Origin of the sequence: Hymenobacter sublimis (genome assembly GCF_023101345.1) — a bacterium.
In the GTDB taxonomy this organism is placed as follows: Bacteria; Bacteroidota; Bacteroidia; order Cytophagales; family Hymenobacteraceae; genus Hymenobacter; species Hymenobacter sublimis.
This window is the reverse complement of sequence record NZ_CP095848.1, coordinates 3,771,547-3,791,447: the sequence shown is the minus strand read 5'-3', so window position 1 is coordinate 3,791,447 and position 19,901 is coordinate 3,771,547. Positions and strand designations below refer to the sequence as shown.

Here is a 19,901-nt window from a genome sequence, read left to right as displayed (position 1 = left end):
CAGGACTAGCTTTTTCCTCAAGATCTGACCAGGAAATAAATCACCACCAGCAGCAGCAGCCCGCACCCCAGGCTGCAATTGAATACGAACACATTGGAGCGACGCCGGAAGGTTCCGGCAGCGGCTATAAGCAACAGCAGCGCCGGCGCAAACAGAAAGTTGCCGTAGATGCTTACCTGATCAGCGCGCTGCCAGCCCTGCCCGCCCACGGCAAACTGCCGGATTTGGCCAAATAAGGCGCTTTTGCGGATAGCCAGCGCCGTGCCAATGGTCCAATCGTACTCGTAGCTGCGGAAGCTGGCGTGCGGGGTATGAAAGGTGTAATACGTAACCATACCGCTCCGGCGCGAGGATAAGGAGTGCCGCTCCACCGCCTGCACCACCTCGCGGGGGTACTCCCGGGTCCAGCAAAAGTCAACCAGCAGCAGGCCGCAAAACACTAGCATGAGCAGGCAGAAGCGCCGGGCCCAGGGGGCGTAGCGGGCGTACACCACCGCGTACGGATCGGGGGTTGGACCGCGGCGGACCTGAGCCATCGGTCGGCGGTGCCGGTCCCGGTTGGTGCGCCCGGGAGAGGTAGCCACGGGTGCCGGCGCAGGCGGGCGCCGCCGAATGGCCAGGGCCGCGTCGTAGAGCTGCCGGCGCTCAGGTTGGCTCAGGACATCGTAGGCTGCATTAACGGCCAGATACCGCTCGTGGGCAGCCGGATCGGGGGTGCGGTCAGGATGGGTCAGCAGAACCAGCCGGCGGTAGGCCCGGCGGATTTCCTCGGCCGTGGCCTGCTCACTTACTTCCAGCGTGGCGTAAAACGTGCTCATCCAGGCGGTAGCAGGGTAGCAATTTCCGCCGTTTGGTCCTGCACCCGCCGAACGGCCAGCTCCAGTAGCCGCCGATTTAGCTCGGGGCGGTGGGCGCGGTAAAAAACCGTTTCGGCGCTGGTAAACAGGCCCGTAATCAGCCCAACGATGGTGTAACGGAGCTTGGTGTTGCGCGTGAGCAGTTCCGCTACCACCCGCTGGCGCTCTGCCGCGCCGGCACCGGCAAACGGCACATGATGATCGGCCAGAAAATCGGCCGTTACGGTAAGCAGCCGGTGGTTTTGTAGCTTGAGCACGGGGCGCAGGGTCTGGTGCAAAAAGTCGCCGACGGAGTCCGCCGCGCCATCTAGCACCACGGCATCCAGGGTAGGCCGCAGGGCCAGTAGGGCCGCGTCAGCTAAGGAGGAGTCAGGCAGGAATAGAGTCATGGGTAAGTAACCAGCAAGTAGGCTGAAAAGCTAAAAAAACTGCCCGCCCGGCGCAAAGCCAGACGGGCGTTTTTCTTAATGGGAAACAAAGCAACCAGGACAAATTGCGCCTAAGTCTTAGTGCTGTACTACCACCTTTTTGGTGATGGTACCTTCCGAGGTGGTCAGGCGCACGATGTACACGCCCCCAGCTACGTCAGCCGTATTGATGAGCGCACCTTCCTGCTGCAACCGGGCCGCGGAAACCTGCTGCACCCGTACGCGCTGGCCCAGCAACGATACTAGCTCTACTTGCACAGGGGCCGCGCTGCTAACCTGCGTGCGTACCAGCACTTGGTCGTTGGCTGGGTTGGGGTACAGCTCCAGCAGTTTCTCGCTGAGCTGCTGCCGGCTGCTGAGCACGGCAGGCAGTGAGAAGGATGCCGTCTGGTCGTTGAGCAGATCGGCGCTACCTTGGCTAGCCCCGAAACCCATGCCCCGGCGGGCAAACACGCGCCAAATAATGGCCGAGTTAGCGGCGTTGTTGTTTATGGAGTCCGCTTTCAGGATGGCGTTGCGGCCGTCGATGAAGCCGGGGTTGCAGGCTTGCAGTTTCAGCCCATCGATAACCAATTGCAGGGCAATGTTGTTGCCACCGGTGGTGCCGCGCAGGTCGGTGTTGTAGCCGTATTTGTCAATCAGGGCCCAGTTCAAATCCCAGAGTGCAGAAGCCCACACGTACCCGATATTGTGGGCGGCATTGTAGGCTTCCCCACTTACCGTCTTGCCGATATAGTCATAGGTAGCCGGGTTAGTGGTCATGTTGGTGCTGTAGCGGTTAGGCCGGATGCCGCCGCCCGTGGTGGCTTGGAAGGAGCTATAGGTGCCAATGCCCCGGCCTGTAGCGCCCACGTCGCTGGGCTTGGTTGTCATCCACAGCCCGAAGAAATCACTCCAGCCCTCGCCCATTTGTTCAGCGCTGCGTAGGCAGCTAGGGGCCGCTGCACCGCCCGTCAGGCGGGTGGAAATACCGTGGCCGTACTCGTGGGCAATGATGCCATTGTCGAAATCACTGTCGCGGTAGTTGGTCACGCCGCTAACCGTGAAGCTGACGGTGGTACCTGCCTGCAGGGCCGCTTTGATTCGGTCACCGTCGGCCTTCGAAATCATGACGCCCGGAATTCGGATACCGACTGAGTCGGCGGCACTACCAAAAGAGACGGCTCCTTGCGTTGCACTGTTGTTGATAATAACAACCATGCGCGCGCCGGCTACTTGCGCTTGCTGCACCTTGATGGCGAACGTACAGTCGCCGCGGTCAACCAAGGCAATGTTGTCCTTCACGGCGGCAGTGTTGGTGTACGTAAGGCAGCCGTAAGTGGGCGTAGCCGTTCCATCGTTCACCAACACTAGATTACCACTGATTGGGCCCGTTTTTGAAAGGCGGCGAGTAAACACGCCCTCAGCCGCAGCAATCGGTCCGGCTAGGGTCGCCGGGGCCGTAATGCTGGCCGTGGTAACGTTTTGCTCCCACAGATACATTTGCATGCGGGGCGTACGGCCATCGGCGGGGGTAGCAAAGTTGGCATTGTTGAAGCTGGCAGGATTTGCAATGCTGGCGTCTTGCGCTTCGGCAAACACGGCGTCGCCGCCCCGGCCCTGGCTGGAGTAGTTGAAGGCCTGGAAGTTGCCGCTGGCCTCAGTAAAGCCCTTGCGCGCCATTACGTCGTGCATCACGTTGTTCCAATAGAACAGGTTGATGATGGCCGCGTCGAGGTTGGCAGTCGGAGCCGCGGTAACGCCACTGTTAAAGGGTGCGTCGAAGATTTGGTTGGTGCCGCCTTTCGGGGCGTAGCCTCCGCGCCACAGCTCCGTGGCGGAGTTGTTGCGGTTGTTGCGGTCCTCGTAGGCGTACACGTTGTTGCCGGCCGTGCGCAGGGAGTCCGCGCCGGGTTTGCCGTCCACATCGTGCCAGCCGTAGGGCGAAACCGCGGGGTCGGCGGGGTCAGTAACTACTTGCCGGGAGCCGTGATTAGGGCTTTCCACCGTGATAGGCCACACATTGTAGCTGTTGCCGGCCGTGGGGCGGGCCGCCGTGGGGGCCGCCGGAGTAGGCGTGGAGGCCAGGGCCAGGGGCGCGGTGAGAGCTGCCATGGTAAACGGCTCCCGAATCACGAGGTCGTGCCGGTCGAGCAGGGCGCCGGTGGAGGCATCCACGCGTACGCTCCAGTAGTTGCGGGCGTTCCGCGGGTAAATGGTGACGTCCCATACCAGGCGCAGCTCGCCGGTGGGCATGGGCAGGTACATCAGCTTCACCGGAATTGGGTCCAGGGAAATGCCGCCGGTCGAGAATTCCAGACCGGCCGCTGCGGTGCCAGCTTTGAGTACTCGCAGGCCCTGGGGGGCCGCCAGGTTCAGGGCTTGGGCCGCCGCCGCTACGGCTTGCTCCGCCGTGAGGCCGGGCGTGGCCGGACGGGCCTGGGCCGCAGCATTCACCACAAATTTGCTGTGCAGACTAGCCACCTGCCCCGCCGCATTCAAGTGCACATCGGCCACGGCGTTGTAAATCTCTACTCCCTGGTAGCGCTGGCGCAGGTACACGTGCGTGATGCCGTTATAGTCGTCGGTGAAGGAGCTGGTAATGGCCGGATCCGAAACATCCGTTTTTTTCAGGCCTAGGACGGACGTGCGCGCCTGCAAAGCATTACGCGCCTGGTCAAGCAACGCTGCCGATTGGGCCAATGCAAGACCCGGTATTGCCAGGAGGGCGGCGGTAGCTACAACGCGCACCGTAGGAGTAAAAGTTGACTTCATCAAGAAGGGCTAGGAGGGTAAATAGGTGTGGGCAGGAGCGAGGGCCTCCCAAGCGGGGCGGTCCGTTTCAAATCTACACAAGAAAACGCGTAGTTCTTACCGTAATTTTGAGTAAATGAGAGGCTTTGTTACCAAGCTCGTATTTTTACCGCCTACTTATGGCGTTAGGCCCCAGCCAATCTTGCTGATAAAGTCCCAGAGCACGACGCCGGCGGCCACACTCACGTTCAGGCTGTGCTTGGTGCCGAACTGCGGAATCTCCACGGCAGCGTCGCAGAGGGCCAGCACCTCGTCCTCTACCCCGAACACTTCATTACCCATGACCAGGGCGTAGGCGCGGGTAGGGTCGGGTTGGAAAGCCGGTAGGGGTTGGCTGCCAGTGGTTTGCTCCACGGCCACTACCACGTAGCCCGCCGCTTTCAGCTGTTGCAACGCCTCCACTGTAGTCGGTGCGTACTCCCACGTGACCGACTCGGTGGAGCCCAGGGCTGTTTTCGTGATTTCGCGCTGGGGCGGGCGGCCCGTGATGCCGCAGAGCCAGATTTTCTCAATGGCAAAAGCATCGGCCGTGCGGAAGGCGGCACCCACGTTGTGCAGGCTGCGCACGTTGTCGAGCACTAGGGTAAGGGGGAATTTTCGCGTATTTTTGAAGTCTGCCACCGTCAGCCGGTTCAGTTCTTCCATCGAGAGTTTGCGCATGGCACCAAAGGTAGGAACGCGCCGCCGCGCAACGGCTGTTAGGCTTGCGCCCCTTTCTACTGAACCTCCTGCCGAGCCCCGCGAGGAATCTGACGTGCTGACGCTGGAGGAGCAACCCAACGGGGGCAGGCCAGATTCCTTACGGGGCTCGGCATAACAAGGTGGCTGTTCTTGTTCGCAAGGCGAATGGGGGCTTCTGCCCCAGCCCACTTCTCTTTCCCGTATTTCCGCTTTCCGTGAAAACCAAAACTGCCGACCCCAACAAAAAGCCTATCCGCATGCACGGCTCCCTCGGGCCCGCGCCCGTCGTTGATACGCCGCTGATGAAGCAGTACTACCAACTCAAACAGGCCCATCCCGGCGCGGTGCTGCTGTTCCGCGTCGGCGACTTCTACGAAACCTTTGGCGAGGATGCCGTAACGGCCTCCCGCATTCTGGATATTACCCTGACCAAGCGCGGGGCCGGCACTTCTTCCGAAACGCCCTTGGCCGGCTTTCCCCACCATGCCCTCGACAACTACCTGCCCAAGCTGGTGCGGGCCGGGCAGCGGGTGGCCATCTGCGACCAGCTTGAAGACCCTAAGCAAGCAAAGGGCCTGGTAAAGCGCGGTATTACGGAGCTGGTGACGCCCGGCGTGAGTCTGCACGACAACGTGCTGGAGCGCAAGAGCAACAATTACCTCTGCGCCGTGCATTTCGGCAAGCAGGAGGCCGGCATCAGCTTCCTCGATATCAGCACCGGTGAGTTTCTGGTGGCCCAGGGTACCGTGGACTACCTGGGCAAGCTGCTCCAGAACTTTCTGCCCGCCGAAGTTTTGTTCTGCAAGAAAAGCCGCCAGGAGTTTGAAGGCCATTTCGGGCCCGATTACTGCCATTTTGCCCTGGATGAGTGGGTGTTCGGCTTCGACTACGGCCACGAAACCCTGACCCGGCACTTCAACACTACCTCGCTCAAGGGCTTTGGTATTGACGGGCTACGCGAGGGCATCACGGCCGCCGGCTGCATCCTGCACTACCTCGCCGAAACCAAGCATACCGACGTGGGCCATATCGGCAGCATTGGGCGCCTGGAGGAAGACAAGTACGTGTGGCTCGACCGGTTTACGGTGCGCAACCTGGAGCTGGTGCAGCCCCAGCACCCCGGCGGCGTGCCCCTGATTGACATCCTGGACCAGACCGTGACACCCATGGGGGCCCGCCTGCTGCGCAAGTGGGTGGTGCTACCCCTCAAGGAGCCTGCCCAGATTCAGCGCCGCCTCGATACGGTAGAGGCCTTGCTGCAAACGCCCGAGCTGCTGGAAAACACGCTTCAGCACTTGCGCCAGATTAATGACTTGGAGCGACTGATTTCCAAGGTGGCCGTGCGCCGCGTGAACCCGCGGGAGCTGCAGCAGTTGGCCCGGGCCCTGGAAGCCATCGGCCCAATCCGGGAGGAACTAGCCGCTTCGGGCGTGCGGGCCCTGCAAAAGCTGGCCGATCAACTTAATCCTTGCACCGCCCTGCGCAACGAAATCCAGGCCAAAATCAAGGTCGATGCGCCCATCCTTACCAACCAAGGCGGCGTGCTGAATGATGGCGTAGACAAAGAACTGGACGAGCTGCGGGCCATGGCGTTTTCGGGCAAGGACTACCTGTTTAAGCTCCAGCAACGGGCCGTGCAGGAAACGGGCATTTCTTCCCTAAAAATAGCGTATAACAAGGTTTTTGGCTACTACCTTGAAGTCACCAACGCCCACAAGGACAAGGTGCCTACCTCCTGGATTCGCAAGCAAACCCTGGTGAATGCCGAGCGCTACATCACGGAGGAGCTGAAAACCTACGAGGAGAAGATTCTGCACGCCGAGGAGCGCCTGTTCATTATTGAGCAGAACATCTACAACGACCTGGTACTGTTTGCCGCCGACTACGTCACCCAGATTCAGCAGAACGCCCGTGCTATTGGTGTTACTGACTGCCTGGCTTCTTTTGCCGCCACCGCTCGCCAGCACCGCTACGTCAAGCCCACTGTCGATGATTCTACCATCCTCGACATCCGGGCCGGGCGCCACCCCGTCATTGAGCGCCAGCTGCCCCCCGGCGAGCAGTACATTCCCAACGACATCCGGCTGGACCAAGATGACCAGCAGATTGTGGTAATTACGGGTCCGAACATGGCCGGCAAATCCGCTTTGCTGCGCCAAACGGCCCTGATTGTGCTGCTGGCCCAAATCGGCTCTTTCGTGCCCGCCGATTCGGCTCATTTGGGCATCATCGACAAGATTTTTACCCGCGTGGGTGCTTCCGACAACCTGAGCAAGGGCGAAAGCACCTTCATGGTGGAAATGACCGAAACGGCCTCCATCCTCAACAACCTCTCCGACCGTAGCCTGGTGCTGATGGACGAAATTGGGCGCGGCACCAGCACTTACGATGGCATCAGCATTGCCTGGGCCATTGTGGAGCACCTGCACAACTCGCCCAAGGCCCGGGCCAAAACCCTGTTTGCTACCCACTACCACGAGCTTAACCAGCTAGCCGACGACTGCCCGCGGGTACGCAACTACAACGTGGCCGTAAAGGAAGCCGACGGGCGCATTCTGTTCCTACGCAAGCTGCGCGAAGGCGGCTCTGAGCACTCCTTCGGCATTCACGTGGCCCGCATGGCCGGCATGCCTACCTCCGTGGTGCTGCGTGCCAATGAAATCATGCACCACTTGGAGCAGGAACGCACCTCCGCCGGCCCCGATGCGGACGCCGCCACGGAATTCGACGACGTGCTGGCGGGCCTCGATGATGAGCCAACGAGCGGAAAAGTAGTCCCCTTGAACGGTCGGGCTTCCACCCCGGCTGCGGATGTTGCCCCGCGGGGCCCCAAGGCTCAGCCGACGGCTGCTGTGCACAGCGCCCCACGCCCCAGCCTGCAGCTCAGCATGTTTGAACCAACTGACCCAGCCCTGGAGCGCCTGCGGGAACTGCTGGAAAAACTGGATGTGAACACGCTGACCCCCATTGAAGCCCTGCTCAAGCTTAACGAGCTAAAGCTTACCCTAAGCAGCAGCTAGGCTCGCTGGCTATCAACTTCAGAAGCCCTACCGCCATTTTCTACTCGGATTCTTTCACAATGTCTGAGCAGGGAATGGGGGTAGGGCTTTTCGATGTAGGCTGGTAAACCGTAGTGGTATAGTTGCTGAGAAGTAGTTTTTACCTAAATTTTTCTCCCTGAAAATCAGCTAAGAAGGTTCTGGTGAAACAAAAAGTATCGGTTTTTTTAAAGTGGGCTCTTGACTTCGCGGTTTCCTGTAGTACCTTTGTCACATCAAAACGCCACTACGGCGCCAAGATCAAAAGCGAGAGTAGCTCAGTTGGTAGAGCGCGACCTTGCCAAGGTCGAGGTCGCGAGTTCGAACCTCGTCTCCCGCTCCAAAAAAGACCCTGTCATTCGGCAGGGTCTTTTGCTTTATACTAAGTGCTCAATCGAGTTGATATGAGAATCAAAGTGTCGGATGAGCAATTCCGGGCACTAGCTGCAGAATGCTTGTCCATGGCGCAACTTATCAAGCGGTTGGGCTTAGTTCCAGCAGGGGGCAATTACAAGACCATCAAAGGCCGCATTGCTGCATTAACCATTGATATTAGCCACTTCACTGGTCAAGGCTGGAACAGAGGGGAGCGGTACCGCGACGTTGGCCGACAATTTTCGTGGGATAATATTCTGGTAAAAAACTCTCGCTATACTTCCTCGCACAGGCTGAAAAATCGGTTATTAAGTGAGGGGTTAAAAGAAAGAAAGTGTGAAAGTTGTGCGCAAGTGGAGTGGTTGGGCAAGCTTATACCCTTGGAGCTTCACCATGTAAATGGAATAAATAACGACCATCGTTTCGAGAATTTACAGTTACTTTGCCCTAATTGCCACGCGCAGACAGCTAGTTACCGTGGCAAGAATCAAGTGCGAGCCGGAGTGGTGGAATAGGTAGACACGCGGCACTTAAAATGCCGTTTCCGTAAGGAAGTACGGGTTCGATTCCCGTCTCTGGTACAAAAAACGTCCTCCGCGGCTTGCGGAGGACGTTTTTATTTTTCAGCCAAAAGCCAGGCTACCTTATTTCAACACTTTGGGCGTAGCTAGTACCGTCTGGAGAGTACAGCTTGAGCACGTAGAGCCCCTTGGGCAGAGAGGTGCAGTCGAAAGTAGCTTGGGCCTGAGTAGCATCGGCTGGGAGCAGGGGCTGGGCATCAACTACTACACCCAAGGAGTTATGTAGCAGCGCCTTGCCCGGTAGCAGGCCGGTTTGGTTGCCCGATAGGCTGGCCACCAGTCGGCTATGCACCGGGTTGGGATATACCTCCACGCTGGCATGGCTACCGCCTCGGGGGTGGGGCTTGGTTTCCGGCAGGTGCAGGCGACCCACAAACCCGGCTGTTCCGGCGGGTACCCGCAGCGTGGTAGCCCCAAAGGTGGCGGTACCACTCAAGCTGCCAGCCAGATAAAGCTTACCCGTCTTGTCTTGGGCAATGCTGGCGGTGGTACAGCTGCCGCGCGTGCCCAGCGTTTCGGAGTAGTGGCCTGTACCGGTGGGCAGTATCTGTTGAATCAGGGTAGTAACCTCATTGCGGGAGTTTAGGCGGCGCCCAATCAAGGTGCTGTTGCCTTCTGAAGTTGTGACCAGGCAGGAGCTGTACTCTGGCGCGCTCGTGCCACCGGAGTACACCCACTGCAACGCCCCCGTGCGGGTATAGCGGGCCAGAAGCTGGTCGGAGTCGCCATTGTTTGGTAAGGGCTGCCCCCCAAAAGAGGCCAGGCCGGAATGCTGTCCGGCGGCGTACACGTTGCCTTGTGCATCGGTAGCTACGGCGCTGATGTACGCATTCGAGCTGGTACTACCCCCGCCGCCTTGCCGGATCCATTGCAGGCTGCCAGAGGCAGCGTGGAAGCTGGCTAAAAACGCGTCGTAGCCGGCAGCAGTGAGGGCGGTGCCGTCCAGGGTCATATCATTAATGAAGCCGCCGCCCACCACGCAGTTTCCGCGCCCGTCCAACGCCACATCGGCTCCGCTGGCGCCGTAACTGCTGTAGTTTGAGGATACCTTGGCCCAAGCAACGGAGCCCGTGGCGTTGTAGCGTGCCACGTACATCACGCGGCGGCTGCCTCCTACCGCCTGGGGCCCAAACTGAATACCACCATAATCTGACTGCCCCGTGACGTAGCTATTGCCCGCGGCATCGGTGGCAATGGCATAGCCATAGCAGCCAAACTGCGGAATGCCGAACCGCTCCACCCACTGCACTTGGCCGCCGGGGTTGAATTTTGCTACCAGCGCCGTGTTGAAACCGTTGCTGAAGCTGCTAATGGTGCTGTTGCTGCCGTACGATAAGGTGCCGGTGAAATTGCCGATAACGTACACGTTGCCCGCCGCGTCCAGGGCTACGTCGGCGCCGCTGGCGGTGGGTTGGGAATAGGACGGTGTTTGCGGGTCGCGGCCGATTTGCGTAGCCCACAGGGCCTTACCGGCCGGGTTATATTTAACCAAAAACAGATCCGTGAGGCCCCGGCTGGTCAGGGCCAAGCGGCCAAAGGAGGTAGTGCCCGCGAAGGAGCCCGTGACGTAGCTGTTGCCCGCCGCATCGGTAATAACGCCCTTGGCGGTCATGGTGGCCCCGGAGGCGCTGAGCTGGTTTACCCATTGCCAGCCCGGTTGGGCCGACACGCCATAACTACCAACAAGCAGGAACAGGAGGAGGAGAAGTGTTTTCATAGTAAAACAGAATGAAAAGGTGGAAAGCAAGGACGGTGAATGCAGTAGCTGGCCCCCGGTTTTCGGGGGCTAAAAAACAGGAATGTTGGGGCGGGCGTCCGTGGGTAGGGCCCGGGCAGAGCCATACGGCTTCGCAGAGTCAACAGCACAGGTAATCAACAGCTTCAGGGCCCTGAAGGTAGAAATTTGCTGGTACTTGTGTTATAAAAAATAGTGGTTGTGTCATAAAAAAACAGCTCTGTCTCAGGAAGGGACAGTGACCATTATCCTCGGGCCATAGTTTATAAGATGAAGCCCTGCCCAGAGGTAGTGGTAAGGTTTCTCTACCTTTAATCTCCTTAGACCTGTTTTGCTCCCGTATGACGCCTCCGCAGTTTGCTTCGGCTCCCGACTACCAGCAGAAAATCAAGCACGTATTTGCCGAGGTAGGCAAAGTAGTAGTAGGGCAACACTACATGCTGAACCGATTGCTCATCGGGCTTTTTACCGGCGGGCACATCCTGCTGGAAGGGGTGCCCGGCCTGGCCAAAACCCTAACCATCAGCACGCTTTCCAAAGTGTTGCACCTGCACTTTCAGCGCGTGCAGTTCACCCCCGACCTGCTGCCTTCTGATTTGGTGGGCACCATGATTTACAACCAGAACCAGTCGGAATTTCAGGTGAAAAAGGGGCCGATTTTCGCCAACCTGGTGCTGGCCGATGAGGTGAACCGCTCCCCGGCCAAGGTGCAGAGCGCCCTACTGGAAGCTATGCAGGAAAAGCAGGTAACCATTGGGGAAACCACGTATCCGCTGGATCTGCCGTTTCTGGTGCTGGCCACTCAAAACCCCGTGGAGCAGGAGGGCACCTACCCCCTGCCCGAGGCCCAAGTGGACCGCTTCATGATGAAGGTGTACGTGGACTACCTCAAGAAAACCGACGAGCTGGAAGTGATGCGCCGCATGGCCAACATGAGCTACGTGGGCGAGGTGAGCCCCATCCTGACCAAGGAGGATATCTTCGGTATTCGGCAGCAAATCAACCAGGTGCAGATTTCAGAAACGCTGGAGAAGTACATCATTGAGTTGGTGTTTGCCACCCGCAAACCGGCCGAGTACGACCTCACGGAGTTTCAGCAGTACGTGCAGTTTGGCGTGAGCCCGCGGGCCAGTATTGCCCTGCACCGCGCGGCCAAAGCCGTGGCCTTTTTGGATGAGCGCGACTACGTGCTGCCCGAAGACATCAAGGAAGTTGCCGCCGATGTGCTCAACCACCGTATCTTGCTCAACTATGAGGCCGAGGCCGATGGCATCCGAACCCAGGATATGATTGAAGCCATTCTGCGCAAAGTCCCGATCAGCTAGTGGTGAGTTGATGAACTAATGAGTTAGGTGTTCTCGCGGCATAATTGCGCCATCAGCACGCCAAACTCACCAGCTCACCACTTCACCAGTTCACTACTTTATTGTTACCGCTTGTCCCGACTTACCAAAACCCTGCGCGGGCTGGGCAGCCTGCTGCGCAATCCGTGGCTGCTGAATACGGTGCTGGCCGCCGATGACGAAGCCTGGCGCGCTAAAGCGCTCCGCCACGCCTCGCGCTGGCTTGTTGGGGCCGACGGGCTGCCTGTCGTGCCACTGATCAGCCTGCTGCCTACCACCGGCGAGACCATCCGGCCGTTTGCCTTCCGCGACGGTGGGTCGCTGCCTACTGATTTGGCCCTGCTGCGCGCCTTGGTTCGGCAGGCTCCGGACAAACGCTACTTCGAGATTGGCACCTGGCGGGGGGAAAGCGCCGCCAACGTGGCCGAAATAGCCTCCGAGGTGTATACTTTGAACTTGTCGGGGGCTGAACTGCGGGCACTAGGCCTGGCGGAGCGCTACATTGAACTGCACGGTTTCTTCTCGCGGCCTTTGCCTAACGTGCACCACTTGGAGGGCAACTCGGCAACCTATGACATGGCCCAGCTCGGCAAGTTTGGGGTTGTGTTTATTGATGGTGACCACCGCTACGAAGCCGTCCGGACCGATACTCGGCGGGTGTTTGCGCACTTGGCCGGGACGGAAACCGTGGTGGTGTGGCACGATGCCAGCCGCCAGCCCGGGCAGCCCCGGTGGGAGGTGCTGGCAGGCATTCTGGACGGGCTGCCAGACGCGGCTTCCGGTCAGCTTGTTCAGGTCGGCAACACCTTGTGCGCCGTTTATTTTCCTACCCCGCGCCCTACCCAGCAACCCGAACCGTGGGCTGACCCCACCCCGTGGTTTGAGGTAACCGTGAAAGCCGCTACTTAGCCTCTATTCGGGCCCGCAGCAGCTGCCAGCAGTACCGCACATCGGCCGCGCCCGGCAGAAAAGCCGTTGGCACTGCCCCCGTATCGCGCCAGAAGTGTAGCAGCAGAAAGGCTGTAGAAGCCCCGTACGAGAGGGTAGCTGCCAGCGCGGCACCTCGAATTCCGTACGAGGGAATGAGCAGTGCGCAGGCCAGCAGCGTAACTACCAGCCCAACCACGGAAGCTAAATTGTTTACACGGTAGCGGGCCCGCCCGGCAAAATAGCTGCTTACTACCATCTGCACGGCCATAATAACGGCCCCCGGTGCCAGCAGCACCATTACCGGGCGGGCGGCCCCAAACTCCGCTCCGAAAACCGTGGTGAGTACTGCAACCGGTAGCGCAATAAGCAGCCCAACGGCCGCGGCCGTGGCCAGCACCGCCAAACGGGCCACGCGCAGGGCCCCGGTGGGCAAGGGGCCGCTGCTCGCGGAAGAATGCACCAGGTCGACGTATTGAACCAGGGCCGCGCTCCGCGGAATCAGCCAGATGGCCTCCACCAGGGCCACGCCTACCGACAGGATGCCCACGGAGGGCAGATCAACGTAGTGCGCCACGAAGTAATAGCTGAGCCGGTAGTTGGCAAAAGCCAGAATGTTAGATAAATGGGCCCCCCGACTATGCCGAGCCAACTCACGAGTAGTGGCCCGCAAACGCCGACCCCAACGCCGGCGCCGGTCGGGTTGCCGCAACAGGGGGATGAAGCTCAGCAGCAGCGGTACGCCGAACGCCACGTAAGAACTCCAGTAATAAGCCTGAACAGAACGCCCCGGCCCGCCCGCTTGGAACGCCACTAGTAGGCTGCCAGCCAAAAGTCCAACCTGAATAAGAGTCAGCAGGTTGTACGTTCCCTCGCGGCGGCGCCCCAGCACCAAGGAAGTGTTGATTGAAAAGAAGGCCTGCAACGTGCTCAGCCCAGCTAGGTGCCAGAGGTAGGCCGGGCCGGGGTGCCGTAAACCGGCAACCGTAGCCGTCCCTACTATGCATACCACCACGGCCCACCCATACGCTGGCAGCAGCAGGTGCCAGAGGTTGCGACGCGGAGCCAGGTAAATCAGCGAAGAGCCGCCCAGCAGCCCAATAAAAAGGAGTAGCGCCGCGCAATCCGTCACAAACAGGCTAATGGCCCCGCGTCCTGCCGCACCTAAGTAGCGGGCTGTCAGCCAAACGACGCCAAAGCTGAGAAAGGCAGTGCCCAGGCGGGTAGCAAAATTGTGAACAATGCGGCGGAGCATACGGGAGCAGAGGCGAACGGGCCGCTAAGATGCACCGCTTTCAGCGGGCTAGTGAGGTGAACCAGCTACTATGCTGGCGTACAAGTCGATAAACTGCCGGCCCACCGGCTTGTAGCCGCACCGCTTTTCGGCATCCGCGCGCAACACATCAGGAGCGAAAGTCGCGGAGTTGGTAAGAAGTATCGTTAGCGCCTGCTCCAGGGCTGCTTCATCATCGGGCGGCACCAGGAGGCCGAACGTATTCGGGGGGTGAAAGAGCTCGGGGACGCCGCCCGTGGCAGGCCCCACAACCGGGCAGCCGGTGGCCCGGGCCTCCAGCAATACGCAGCCAAAGGTTTCCGCTCGGCTAAAGGATACCAGCGCGGCCGCCTGCTGCATTTCCTGAGCCACCGCCGGGTGCGGCAGCTTACCCAGAAACACCACCGTAGCATCGGCCAGCAAGCCTAACTCCGCCGCTTGCTGCTGCAGCAGGTGCTCGTCGGGGCCGTAGCCGGCCAGGCGCAGGCGCAACTGGGGCCACTGCGGGCGCAGGCGAGCTACTACCCGCAAGATGCCGCCGATATTTTTCACCTGCTCATGGAAGGCCGAAACCACCAGCAATTGTCCCGGAATCCGTGGGGTAGCAGCAGGGGCGAACAAGTTGGTATCCACCACATTCGCCAGCACCACAGTCCGCGGATTCTCAAAGCCTAACTGCTGCATTGCCCCGCGCAGGCTTTCCGAAACGGTGTGTAAGGCCGCCGCTCGGCGCACTACCAAGCGCGTCAGCTGGCGCCGGGCCCAGCTCATATGATGGGCGCGCTCCGGCAGGTAAATGGTCCAGTGCTCCGTTATGAGGTAGGGAATACCGTGGCGCAGCCGCTGCCACCAAGCCCACACTCCCGTTCGCAGCAGCACATGCACGTGCACGAGATTGGGCCGGCCCCCCCAGTGCTGTTGGAGCCGGCGGTATCCGCTGCTCAGGCACCAAAAGTACAGTCCCAGCTTCAGCAGCTTATCCACCGGGGCCAGCCCCGTAATGCGGTTTCGATAGTAGTAGCGCAGGGTAGGAACCGGCCCAGTGAAATCCAGGTCCTGCTCGAGCAGATTAGGCAGCGGACCCCGGGCTACGGTGGCCAGGAGTACGGCAGCCTGCACGGCGCGGCCTTCCGTAGCCGCCGCTTGGGCAATAGCCGCTACGTGCCGCGCCACAAAGTCTCCATCTTGGTCGTCGTAGCGGTTAGGGTACCACTTGGGCAGGTGCAAAACGCGCATGCAGCGAAGGTAACAATTGAATCGGGCGGGGTAGTAAGGCAGGCCGAAAACCACGGCAGCAGTAGCCCTGGCAAGAGCCTGGTCACCACATCTAGTCACTGTCTGCTAGTCCGCCTCATCTCGTGGAAGCATTGGCTCTACCCTTTTATACTATAGCGTTAACAGAAGGTAAGCCGGGTCCGCTGCTTTAGGTAGGTGGCTGCTTGTAGCGGCGCTGGGTACGGCCAATAACAAAAACACGCTGTGGCACGCACACCACCCGAAAGTGGCTACCCCTGGTTCTTTGCTAAGAAGTTAGTAACTGCTTTACTGCTAGCAAGAAAGCTGCCGAGGAGGAACAGTCTGAATCCGGCCTTTATAGGTAGCTCCGACAAGCACACTAGCGCCGATATGCTAATATTGCAGCTGCCTTGTGCCCGGAACACTGCTTGTTGAGCTGACCTGACCGCGCACGAAATCCTGTTCTCGCCCTCACTTTGCCTTATCTGCTTATGCTCCAGTCAATGACCGGCTACGGAATTGCGCACCGCGAAACCGACCGCTACTCCGCCACCGTTGAGATTAAGTCCCTGAATTCTAAAACGCTGGATTTAAGCCTACGCCTGCCCCGGTTTCTGCTGGATCGGGAGCTGGAAATCCGTAATCTGGTGACCAAAAGTCTGATTCGGGGCAAGGTAAACCTAAACCTGGATTTCACACGTCCGCGCGCCACGGGTAGCCAGGGCTCCATTGTAAATAAAGAAGCCCTGACGGTAGCCTGTCGGGAATTGCAGGAGCTGAGCGCCGTAACCGGTCTGTCGTTGGAGCAACTCACGGCTGTGGCCCACGCCCTACCGGGCTCCTTACGCATTCCGACCGATGCTACCGCTGCCACGGAGGAGGAAGAGGAAACACCTTGGGAAGAGCTGCTGCCCCTGCTGCAGCAAGCCCTCGACCGGGTCAACCAGTTTCGCCGCGACGAAGGCCAGGCCCTGACCGCAGAAATTCTGGGCTACGTTGACCGAATTCGCATTCTGCTTGCCGAGGTTGAGCGCTTTGATCCGGTTCGGATTGAGCAGGTTCGGCAACGCCTACAAACCCACTTGGCCGAAATTAGTAGCCACGAGCATTTCAACCCAATCCGGTTCGAACAAGAGGTGCTGTACTACATCGAGAAGCTTGACATTGCCGAGGAAAAGGTGCGATTGATCAACCATTTGCACTACTTCGCCGAAACGGCCGGACTACCCGAGCCCACCGGAAAGAAATTAGCCTTTATTTCGCAGGAAATAGGACGAGAAATTAACACTATCGGGTCCAAAGCCAACGATTCTACCATCCAACATCTGGTGGTAGGAATGAAGGAAGAGCTCGAGAAAATCAAGGAACAAATCAATAACATTCTCTGAGTGCTAACTCCAGGAATGTACGGGAATGAATCCCAGGAATTGAACTTTGCCGTTAGTATTTCGTATAGGCTATTCCCAATACATTATTGGGATTTTTCAGGGAAGCCTCTGAAATATAAGTAGCCCTATATGTTGCTCTAAAAGTGCCTTTTTACGCTTGAAAACAGGTTTTTGTTCTTTTTGCTGAAGAATATACTCCAGATTGGAAATTATTTTTTTGTAAAAAACTTGCAGCTTAAGAATTCGTGCGTAAATTGTGTTATCCAAACAGAGCGACTTTTCACTCTTCGGACCACATCTTGCTTTTGAAATCCACCTTTTTTCAGTCCATACTTATGAAAAAAGTATTACTCGCCGCCCCTATTTTCTGCCTGATGCTGTTGCTGATGGCTGCCCGTCCCTTCGCTGAAGTGGAGCTGATCAAAAAGCGCGTGCTAAGCGAGCGGGTAGAGATTCTCATCCCCAAAGGCTTTGAGGTGATGAGCGAACAGCAGATGGACTTCAACTACGCCAAGGCGCAGAGCCGCCCGAGCGTTATCTACACCAACAGCAAGGAGGCTAGCATTGCCTTCTCCTACACCGACAACACGGCCGATCAGGACATGATCGACATGTACTCGGACAACTTCTACAAGACCTACGCCAAGCAGTTCAAAGAAGCCAAGTGGTTTAACCACGGCGTGAAAGAAGTGAACGGCCGTAAAGTGGGCTATATGGAGCTGATGAAGCCCGAGCTTGGCCACGAGGTCTACAACCTGATTTTCTTCACCGATGTAGAAGGCAAACTGCTGATGTGCACCTTCACCTGCGCCGACCGCCAGAAGCCTGAGTGGGAAAACGTAGCGAAGCAGATCATGGCTTCGCTCAAAGCCAACAGCTAAGCCTCCTTCGCCACAGTATTTTGGCACTACTTAAAAGCCGGGGCCTTCCAGTATTCGCTGGAAGGCCCCGGCTTTTTTGCGTTAAATTTCCGCTACGAGCGAGGGGGCATCTTAACGGGCGCCTTGCTGGTTTAAGAAGTCTTGAAGCAAGCCGAACATGCCGGTAAAACCCGTTAGGGATAAGGTCTGGGCGCGGTCGGCTACGTCGTGGTAGGCCTTGCTACCGCCGCGGGTGTAAAGGAAGAAAGACGGCACGCCACGCTCCGAGAAGTAGTAATGGTCAGAATTGGCGGCGCGGCCCCGGGCCGTAAGCGCGGGTAGGTAGCGGGCCGTGGCATTTACCTGAGTTAGCTGCTGGTACTGGCGCTCAAACACCCGGCCGTTCACGACCGTAGCGCCCTCCTCACCCGTGCCCATTAAGTCCAGGTTGAGCAGGAATCGGATGCTCGTTAGCGGAACCAGTGGGTGCTCCACAAAATACTTGGAGCCAACCAGGCCGGCTTCTTCCGCCCCAAAAGCAATGAATATCAAAGAGCAGGCCGGACGGTTTTCTGGGCGGGCGTAGTGAGCGGCCAGCTCCAGCAGCATGGCCACGCCGCTGGCGTTATCGTTGGCGCCGGGAAAATACGTGCGTTTGCCCATCGTGCCCAGATGGTCATAGTGGGCCGTCACTACTAGAAAAGAGTCGGGTTGGATGCGGCCAGGCAGGTAGCCGACGATGTTCTGGGTGTGGTGCGCAGTTTTAAGTTGAGCATCCACCCGTAGCTTGGCCGTAGCAGCAGGCGGCAAACCAGAATAGTTATTAGTCCCTGTCAACCAAGGATGTGGCAGCGCCTCCAGCCGGAGCTGTCGGCTTTGCATAGGAGCCAACGAGGCCGTTAGTTTCGGAACCAAGGTGATGACAGCCGTAGCCGAATCGAGGCGCTGGCGGATATCCGGCGGATAGTGAGCTAACTGCGCCTTCGTGCGAGCCGATAACACCACAGTGCCCGGGGAGCTAGTAAGACGCAGAAACCATTGCCGGGCGGCGGCATCGGTCAGCAACGTGCTATCTAGGTAAGCCAGTGTCCGGCCGATACCTAGTCGGCCTGATCCACAGTCGGGAGCCGCAATAAAATCGAGGCCGGGCCGGAGGCGACGCTGATTACCCAGCAACGGGAAGGCGAATAGCGACTGGCTTAGGCGGAGCTTCAGCTTACCGGGAAACGTGTTTACAGCTAGGGTAAATGGCTGGAAATACTCCGGGGCGAGGGGCTGCAAACCCAGTTGGTGAAAACGCTGCTGCAGATAACGAGCTGCCTTCTGCTCGCCCTGGCGCACGTAGCCCCGACCGTGAAAAGCCGGGGAAGCCAGCGTAGCAATGGTTTGGCGCACCCGGGGCATATCCTGGGCGAGGGCAGCCGGAGCCAACCACAGGCCAGCTAAGGTTCCGACTAGGGCGGTGGGGTAGAGCCAGGAACGGTGCCCGGAACCAGGTGCTTTCATTGCCAGAAGCGGCGGGTACCCCACATCAGCAGCAAGCCGCCTACTACCCCAAGTGAGTCGCTCAACAAATCCGACCATTCTCCTCGTCGGCCCAGGTCCATCAGCAGTTGAAGTAGCTCGATAAAAGCGCCCATGCCAACCGTGAGGACCAACACACTGCTAAACGCCCGGGCCTTCAGCCGCGGAAACCAAGACTGCCGCCGGGCCCAAAAAACCGTGAGTACGGCCTGCACCAGGAATACGCCCGCGTGGGCCGCCGTGTCAAAAGCCAGCAGTTCCCAGTGGGGCGTATCGGGCATTTCTTGGGCTGGGGCCAGAGTCAGGGTAAACACCAGCGCCGCCCACGCCAGCGGCAGGACCACAAGGGCCCGACGATGGGACGAGGGCGGCGCGGTAGGAAGCACGGCCAGTATAGTAGGAGCGGTGGGCTAGGCGCCTACCAGCTCACCGTAGGTTTCTGCAGTCAGCAAGCCTTCCAGCTCGGCAGGGTTGGCAATGGCAATTTTTACCATCCAGCCTTCGCCGTAAGGATCAGAGTTTACCAGCTCGGGGCTACCGTCGAGGGCGCTGTTTACTTCCAGTACGGTGCCGGTAATGGGGCTGAACAAGTCCGAAACAGTCTTTACAGCCTCTACGGTACCGAATACTTCGTCTTGCGCTACCTCCTTATCGAGGGTATCAATGTCCACGTACACAATGTCGCCGAGTTCTTTTTGGGCATGGTCAGTGATGCCGATGAAGGCAACGTCACCTTCCACACGGATCCATTCGTGCTCTTTGGTGTACTTCAGGCTGGCGGGCAGATTCATGGGGTGCGGGTTTGGAAAAAGTAAATGGGTGCACGCGGGGCGTGTTGGCTCAAAAGTAAAGGTTAAAGGTG

At 58.9% G+C, this 19,901-nt stretch carries 16 protein-coding genes and 2 tRNA genes; 8 read left to right on the top strand and 10 right to left on the bottom strand.

Going from position 1 to position 19,901, the window contains the following annotated elements:
* Positions 1 to 17: 17 nt before the first annotated feature.
* The 4 genes from MWH26_RS15840 to MWH26_RS15825 form a co-directional block, all read right to left on the bottom strand.
* Positions 18 to 818, bottom strand: coding sequence for a J domain-containing protein (locus MWH26_RS15840; RefSeq protein ID WP_247975034.1), 801 nt, complete (start codon positions 816 to 818; stop codon positions 18 to 20).
* Positions 815 to 1,246 (bottom strand): hypothetical protein, encoded by a 432-nt coding sequence (locus tag MWH26_RS15835; protein WP_247975033.1) that lies wholly within the window; start codon positions 1,244 to 1,246, stop codon positions 815 to 817. The genes MWH26_RS15840 and MWH26_RS15835 overlap by 4 nt, the downstream gene beginning before the upstream one ends.
* A 117-nt stretch (positions 1,247 to 1,363) precedes the next feature.
* Positions 1,364 to 4,039, bottom strand: a complete 2,676-nt coding sequence (locus MWH26_RS15830) for a T9SS-dependent M36 family metallopeptidase (protein WP_247975032.1) — start codon at positions 4,037 to 4,039, stop codon at positions 1,364 to 1,366.
* A gap of 156 nt (positions 4,040 to 4,195) precedes the next feature.
* Positions 4,196 to 4,738 carry an RNA methyltransferase gene (locus MWH26_RS15825; RefSeq protein WP_244697645.1) on the bottom strand — a complete coding sequence of 181 codons (543 nt, stop codon included), beginning with the start codon at positions 4,736 to 4,738 and terminating at the stop codon, positions 4,196 to 4,198.
* A gap of 278 nt (positions 4,739 to 5,016) precedes the next feature.
* Between MWH26_RS15825 and mutS the strand changes: the two genes are divergently transcribed.
* The 4 genes from mutS (at position 5,017) to MWH26_RS15805 (ending at position 8,753) form a co-directional block, all read left to right on the top strand.
* Positions 5,017 to 7,779, top strand: a complete 2,763-nt coding sequence (gene mutS, locus MWH26_RS15820; RefSeq protein ID WP_244698762.1) for a DNA mismatch repair protein MutS — start codon at positions 5,017 to 5,019, stop codon at positions 7,777 to 7,779.
* A 285-nt stretch (positions 7,780 to 8,064) separates the two neighbouring features.
* A tRNA-Gly gene (locus MWH26_RS15815) sits at positions 8,065 to 8,140 on the top strand.
* Between the two features lie 61 nt (positions 8,141 to 8,201).
* A complete protein-coding gene (locus MWH26_RS15810) occupies positions 8,202 to 8,687 on the top strand; it encodes an HNH endonuclease signature motif containing protein (protein WP_247975031.1) in 486 nt (161 codons plus the stop codon).
* A tRNA-Leu gene (locus MWH26_RS15805) sits at positions 8,670 to 8,753 on the top strand. Before MWH26_RS15810 ends, MWH26_RS15805 begins: the two co-directional genes overlap by 18 nt.
* 58 nt (positions 8,754 to 8,811) lie before the next feature.
* Here MWH26_RS15805 and MWH26_RS15800 read toward each other — a convergent pair.
* Positions 8,812 to 10,470, bottom strand: coding sequence for an SBBP repeat-containing protein (locus MWH26_RS15800; RefSeq protein WP_247975030.1), 1,659 nt, complete (start codon positions 10,468 to 10,470; stop codon positions 8,812 to 8,814).
* A gap of 359 nt (positions 10,471 to 10,829) precedes the next feature.
* On the opposite strand from MWH26_RS15800, the gene MWH26_RS15795 reads away from it, so the two are divergent.
* Both MWH26_RS15795 and MWH26_RS15790 read left to right on the top strand, forming a co-directional pair.
* Positions 10,830 to 11,813, top strand: coding sequence for an AAA family ATPase (locus tag MWH26_RS15795; RefSeq protein ID WP_244697641.1), 984 nt, complete (start codon positions 10,830 to 10,832; stop codon positions 11,811 to 11,813).
* Positions 11,814 to 11,924: 111 nt separating this feature from the next.
* The gene (locus tag MWH26_RS15790; protein WP_247975029.1) at positions 11,925 to 12,740 is read left to right on the top strand and encodes a class I SAM-dependent methyltransferase; all 816 of its coding nucleotides are present in this window, start codon (positions 11,925 to 11,927) and stop codon (positions 12,738 to 12,740) included.
* Here MWH26_RS15790 and MWH26_RS15785 read toward each other — a convergent pair.
* A complete protein-coding gene (locus MWH26_RS15785; RefSeq protein WP_247975028.1) occupies positions 12,733 to 14,013 on the bottom strand; it encodes a lipopolysaccharide biosynthesis protein in 1,281 nt (426 codons plus the stop codon). The genes MWH26_RS15790 and MWH26_RS15785 overlap by 8 nt on opposite strands.
* Before the next feature lie 48 nt (positions 14,014 to 14,061).
* Positions 14,062 to 15,267 carry a glycosyltransferase gene (locus MWH26_RS15780; RefSeq protein WP_247975027.1) on the bottom strand — a complete coding sequence of 402 codons (1,206 nt, stop codon included), beginning with the start codon at positions 15,265 to 15,267 and terminating at the stop codon, positions 14,062 to 14,064.
* Positions 15,268 to 15,758: 491 nt separating this feature from the next.
* On the opposite strand from MWH26_RS15780, the gene MWH26_RS15775 reads away from it, so the two are divergent.
* Positions 15,759 to 16,655, top strand: a complete 897-nt coding sequence (locus MWH26_RS15775) for a YicC/YloC family endoribonuclease (protein WP_247975026.1) — start codon at positions 15,759 to 15,761, stop codon at positions 16,653 to 16,655.
* 335 nt (positions 16,656 to 16,990) lie between these two features.
* On the top strand, positions 16,991 to 17,536 hold the full coding sequence (locus MWH26_RS15770; RefSeq protein ID WP_188555888.1) for a hypothetical protein: 546 nt from the start codon (positions 16,991 to 16,993) through the stop codon (positions 17,534 to 17,536).
* Positions 17,537 to 17,647: 111 nt separating this feature from the next.
* On the opposite strand, the gene MWH26_RS15765 is transcribed toward MWH26_RS15770, so the two are convergent.
* Genes MWH26_RS15765 through gcvH form a run of 3 tightly spaced genes read right to left on the bottom strand, consistent with a single transcriptional unit; the run spans position 17,648 to position 19,830 of the window.
* On the bottom strand, positions 17,648 to 19,021 hold the full coding sequence (locus tag MWH26_RS15765) for a M28 family metallopeptidase (RefSeq protein WP_247975025.1): 1,374 nt from the start codon (positions 19,019 to 19,021) through the stop codon (positions 17,648 to 17,650).
* The gene (locus MWH26_RS15760; RefSeq protein ID WP_247975024.1) at positions 19,018 to 19,425 is read right to left on the bottom strand and encodes a VanZ family protein; all 408 of its coding nucleotides are present in this window, start codon (positions 19,423 to 19,425) and stop codon (positions 19,018 to 19,020) included. Before MWH26_RS15760 ends, MWH26_RS15765 begins: the two co-directional genes overlap by 4 nt.
* Before the next feature lie 24 nt (positions 19,426 to 19,449).
* Positions 19,450 to 19,830, bottom strand: a complete 381-nt coding sequence (gcvH, locus tag MWH26_RS15755) for a glycine cleavage system protein GcvH (RefSeq protein ID WP_244697623.1) — start codon at positions 19,828 to 19,830, stop codon at positions 19,450 to 19,452.
* Between the last annotated feature and the right edge of the window lie 71 nt (positions 19,831 to 19,901).

Coding starts and splice junctions, on each gene's coding strand:
- MWH26_RS15785 (WP_247975028.1), bottom strand. CDS start 14,013: ATGCTCCGCCGCATTGTTCACAATTTTGCTACCCGCCTGGGCACTGCC.
- MWH26_RS15765 (WP_247975025.1), bottom strand. CDS start 19,021: ATGAAAGCACCTGGTTCCGGGCACCGTTCCTGGCTCTACCCCACCGCC.
- MWH26_RS15830 (WP_247975032.1), bottom strand. CDS start 4,039: ATGAAGTCAACTTTTACTCCTACGGTGCGCGTTGTAGCTACCGCCGCC.
- MWH26_RS15835 (WP_247975033.1), bottom strand. CDS start 1,246: ATGACTCTATTCCTGCCTGACTCCTCCTTAGCTGACGCGGCCCTACTG.
- MWH26_RS15775 (WP_247975026.1), top strand. CDS start 15,759: ATGCTCCAGTCAATGACCGGCTACGGAATTGCGCACCGCGAAACCGAC.
- gcvH (WP_244697623.1), bottom strand. CDS start 19,830: ATGAATCTGCCCGCCAGCCTGAAGTACACCAAAGAGCACGAATGGATC.
- MWH26_RS15770 (WP_188555888.1), top strand. CDS start 16,991: ATGAAAAAAGTATTACTCGCCGCCCCTATTTTCTGCCTGATGCTGTTG.
- MWH26_RS15825 (WP_244697645.1), bottom strand. CDS start 4,738: ATGCGCAAACTCTCGATGGAAGAACTGAACCGGCTGACGGTGGCAGAC.
- MWH26_RS15800 (WP_247975030.1), bottom strand. CDS start 10,470: ATGAAAACACTTCTCCTCCTCCTGTTCCTGCTTGTTGGTAGTTATGGC.
- MWH26_RS15840 (WP_247975034.1), bottom strand. CDS start 818: ATGAGCACGTTTTACGCCACGCTGGAAGTAAGTGAGCAGGCCACGGCC.
- MWH26_RS15795 (WP_244697641.1), top strand. CDS start 10,830: ATGACGCCTCCGCAGTTTGCTTCGGCTCCCGACTACCAGCAGAAAATC.
- mutS (WP_244698762.1), top strand. CDS start 5,017: ATGCACGGCTCCCTCGGGCCCGCGCCCGTCGTTGATACGCCGCTGATG.
- MWH26_RS15780 (WP_247975027.1), bottom strand. CDS start 15,267: ATGCGCGTTTTGCACCTGCCCAAGTGGTACCCTAACCGCTACGACGAC.
- MWH26_RS15810 (WP_247975031.1), top strand. CDS start 8,202: ATGAGAATCAAAGTGTCGGATGAGCAATTCCGGGCACTAGCTGCAGAA.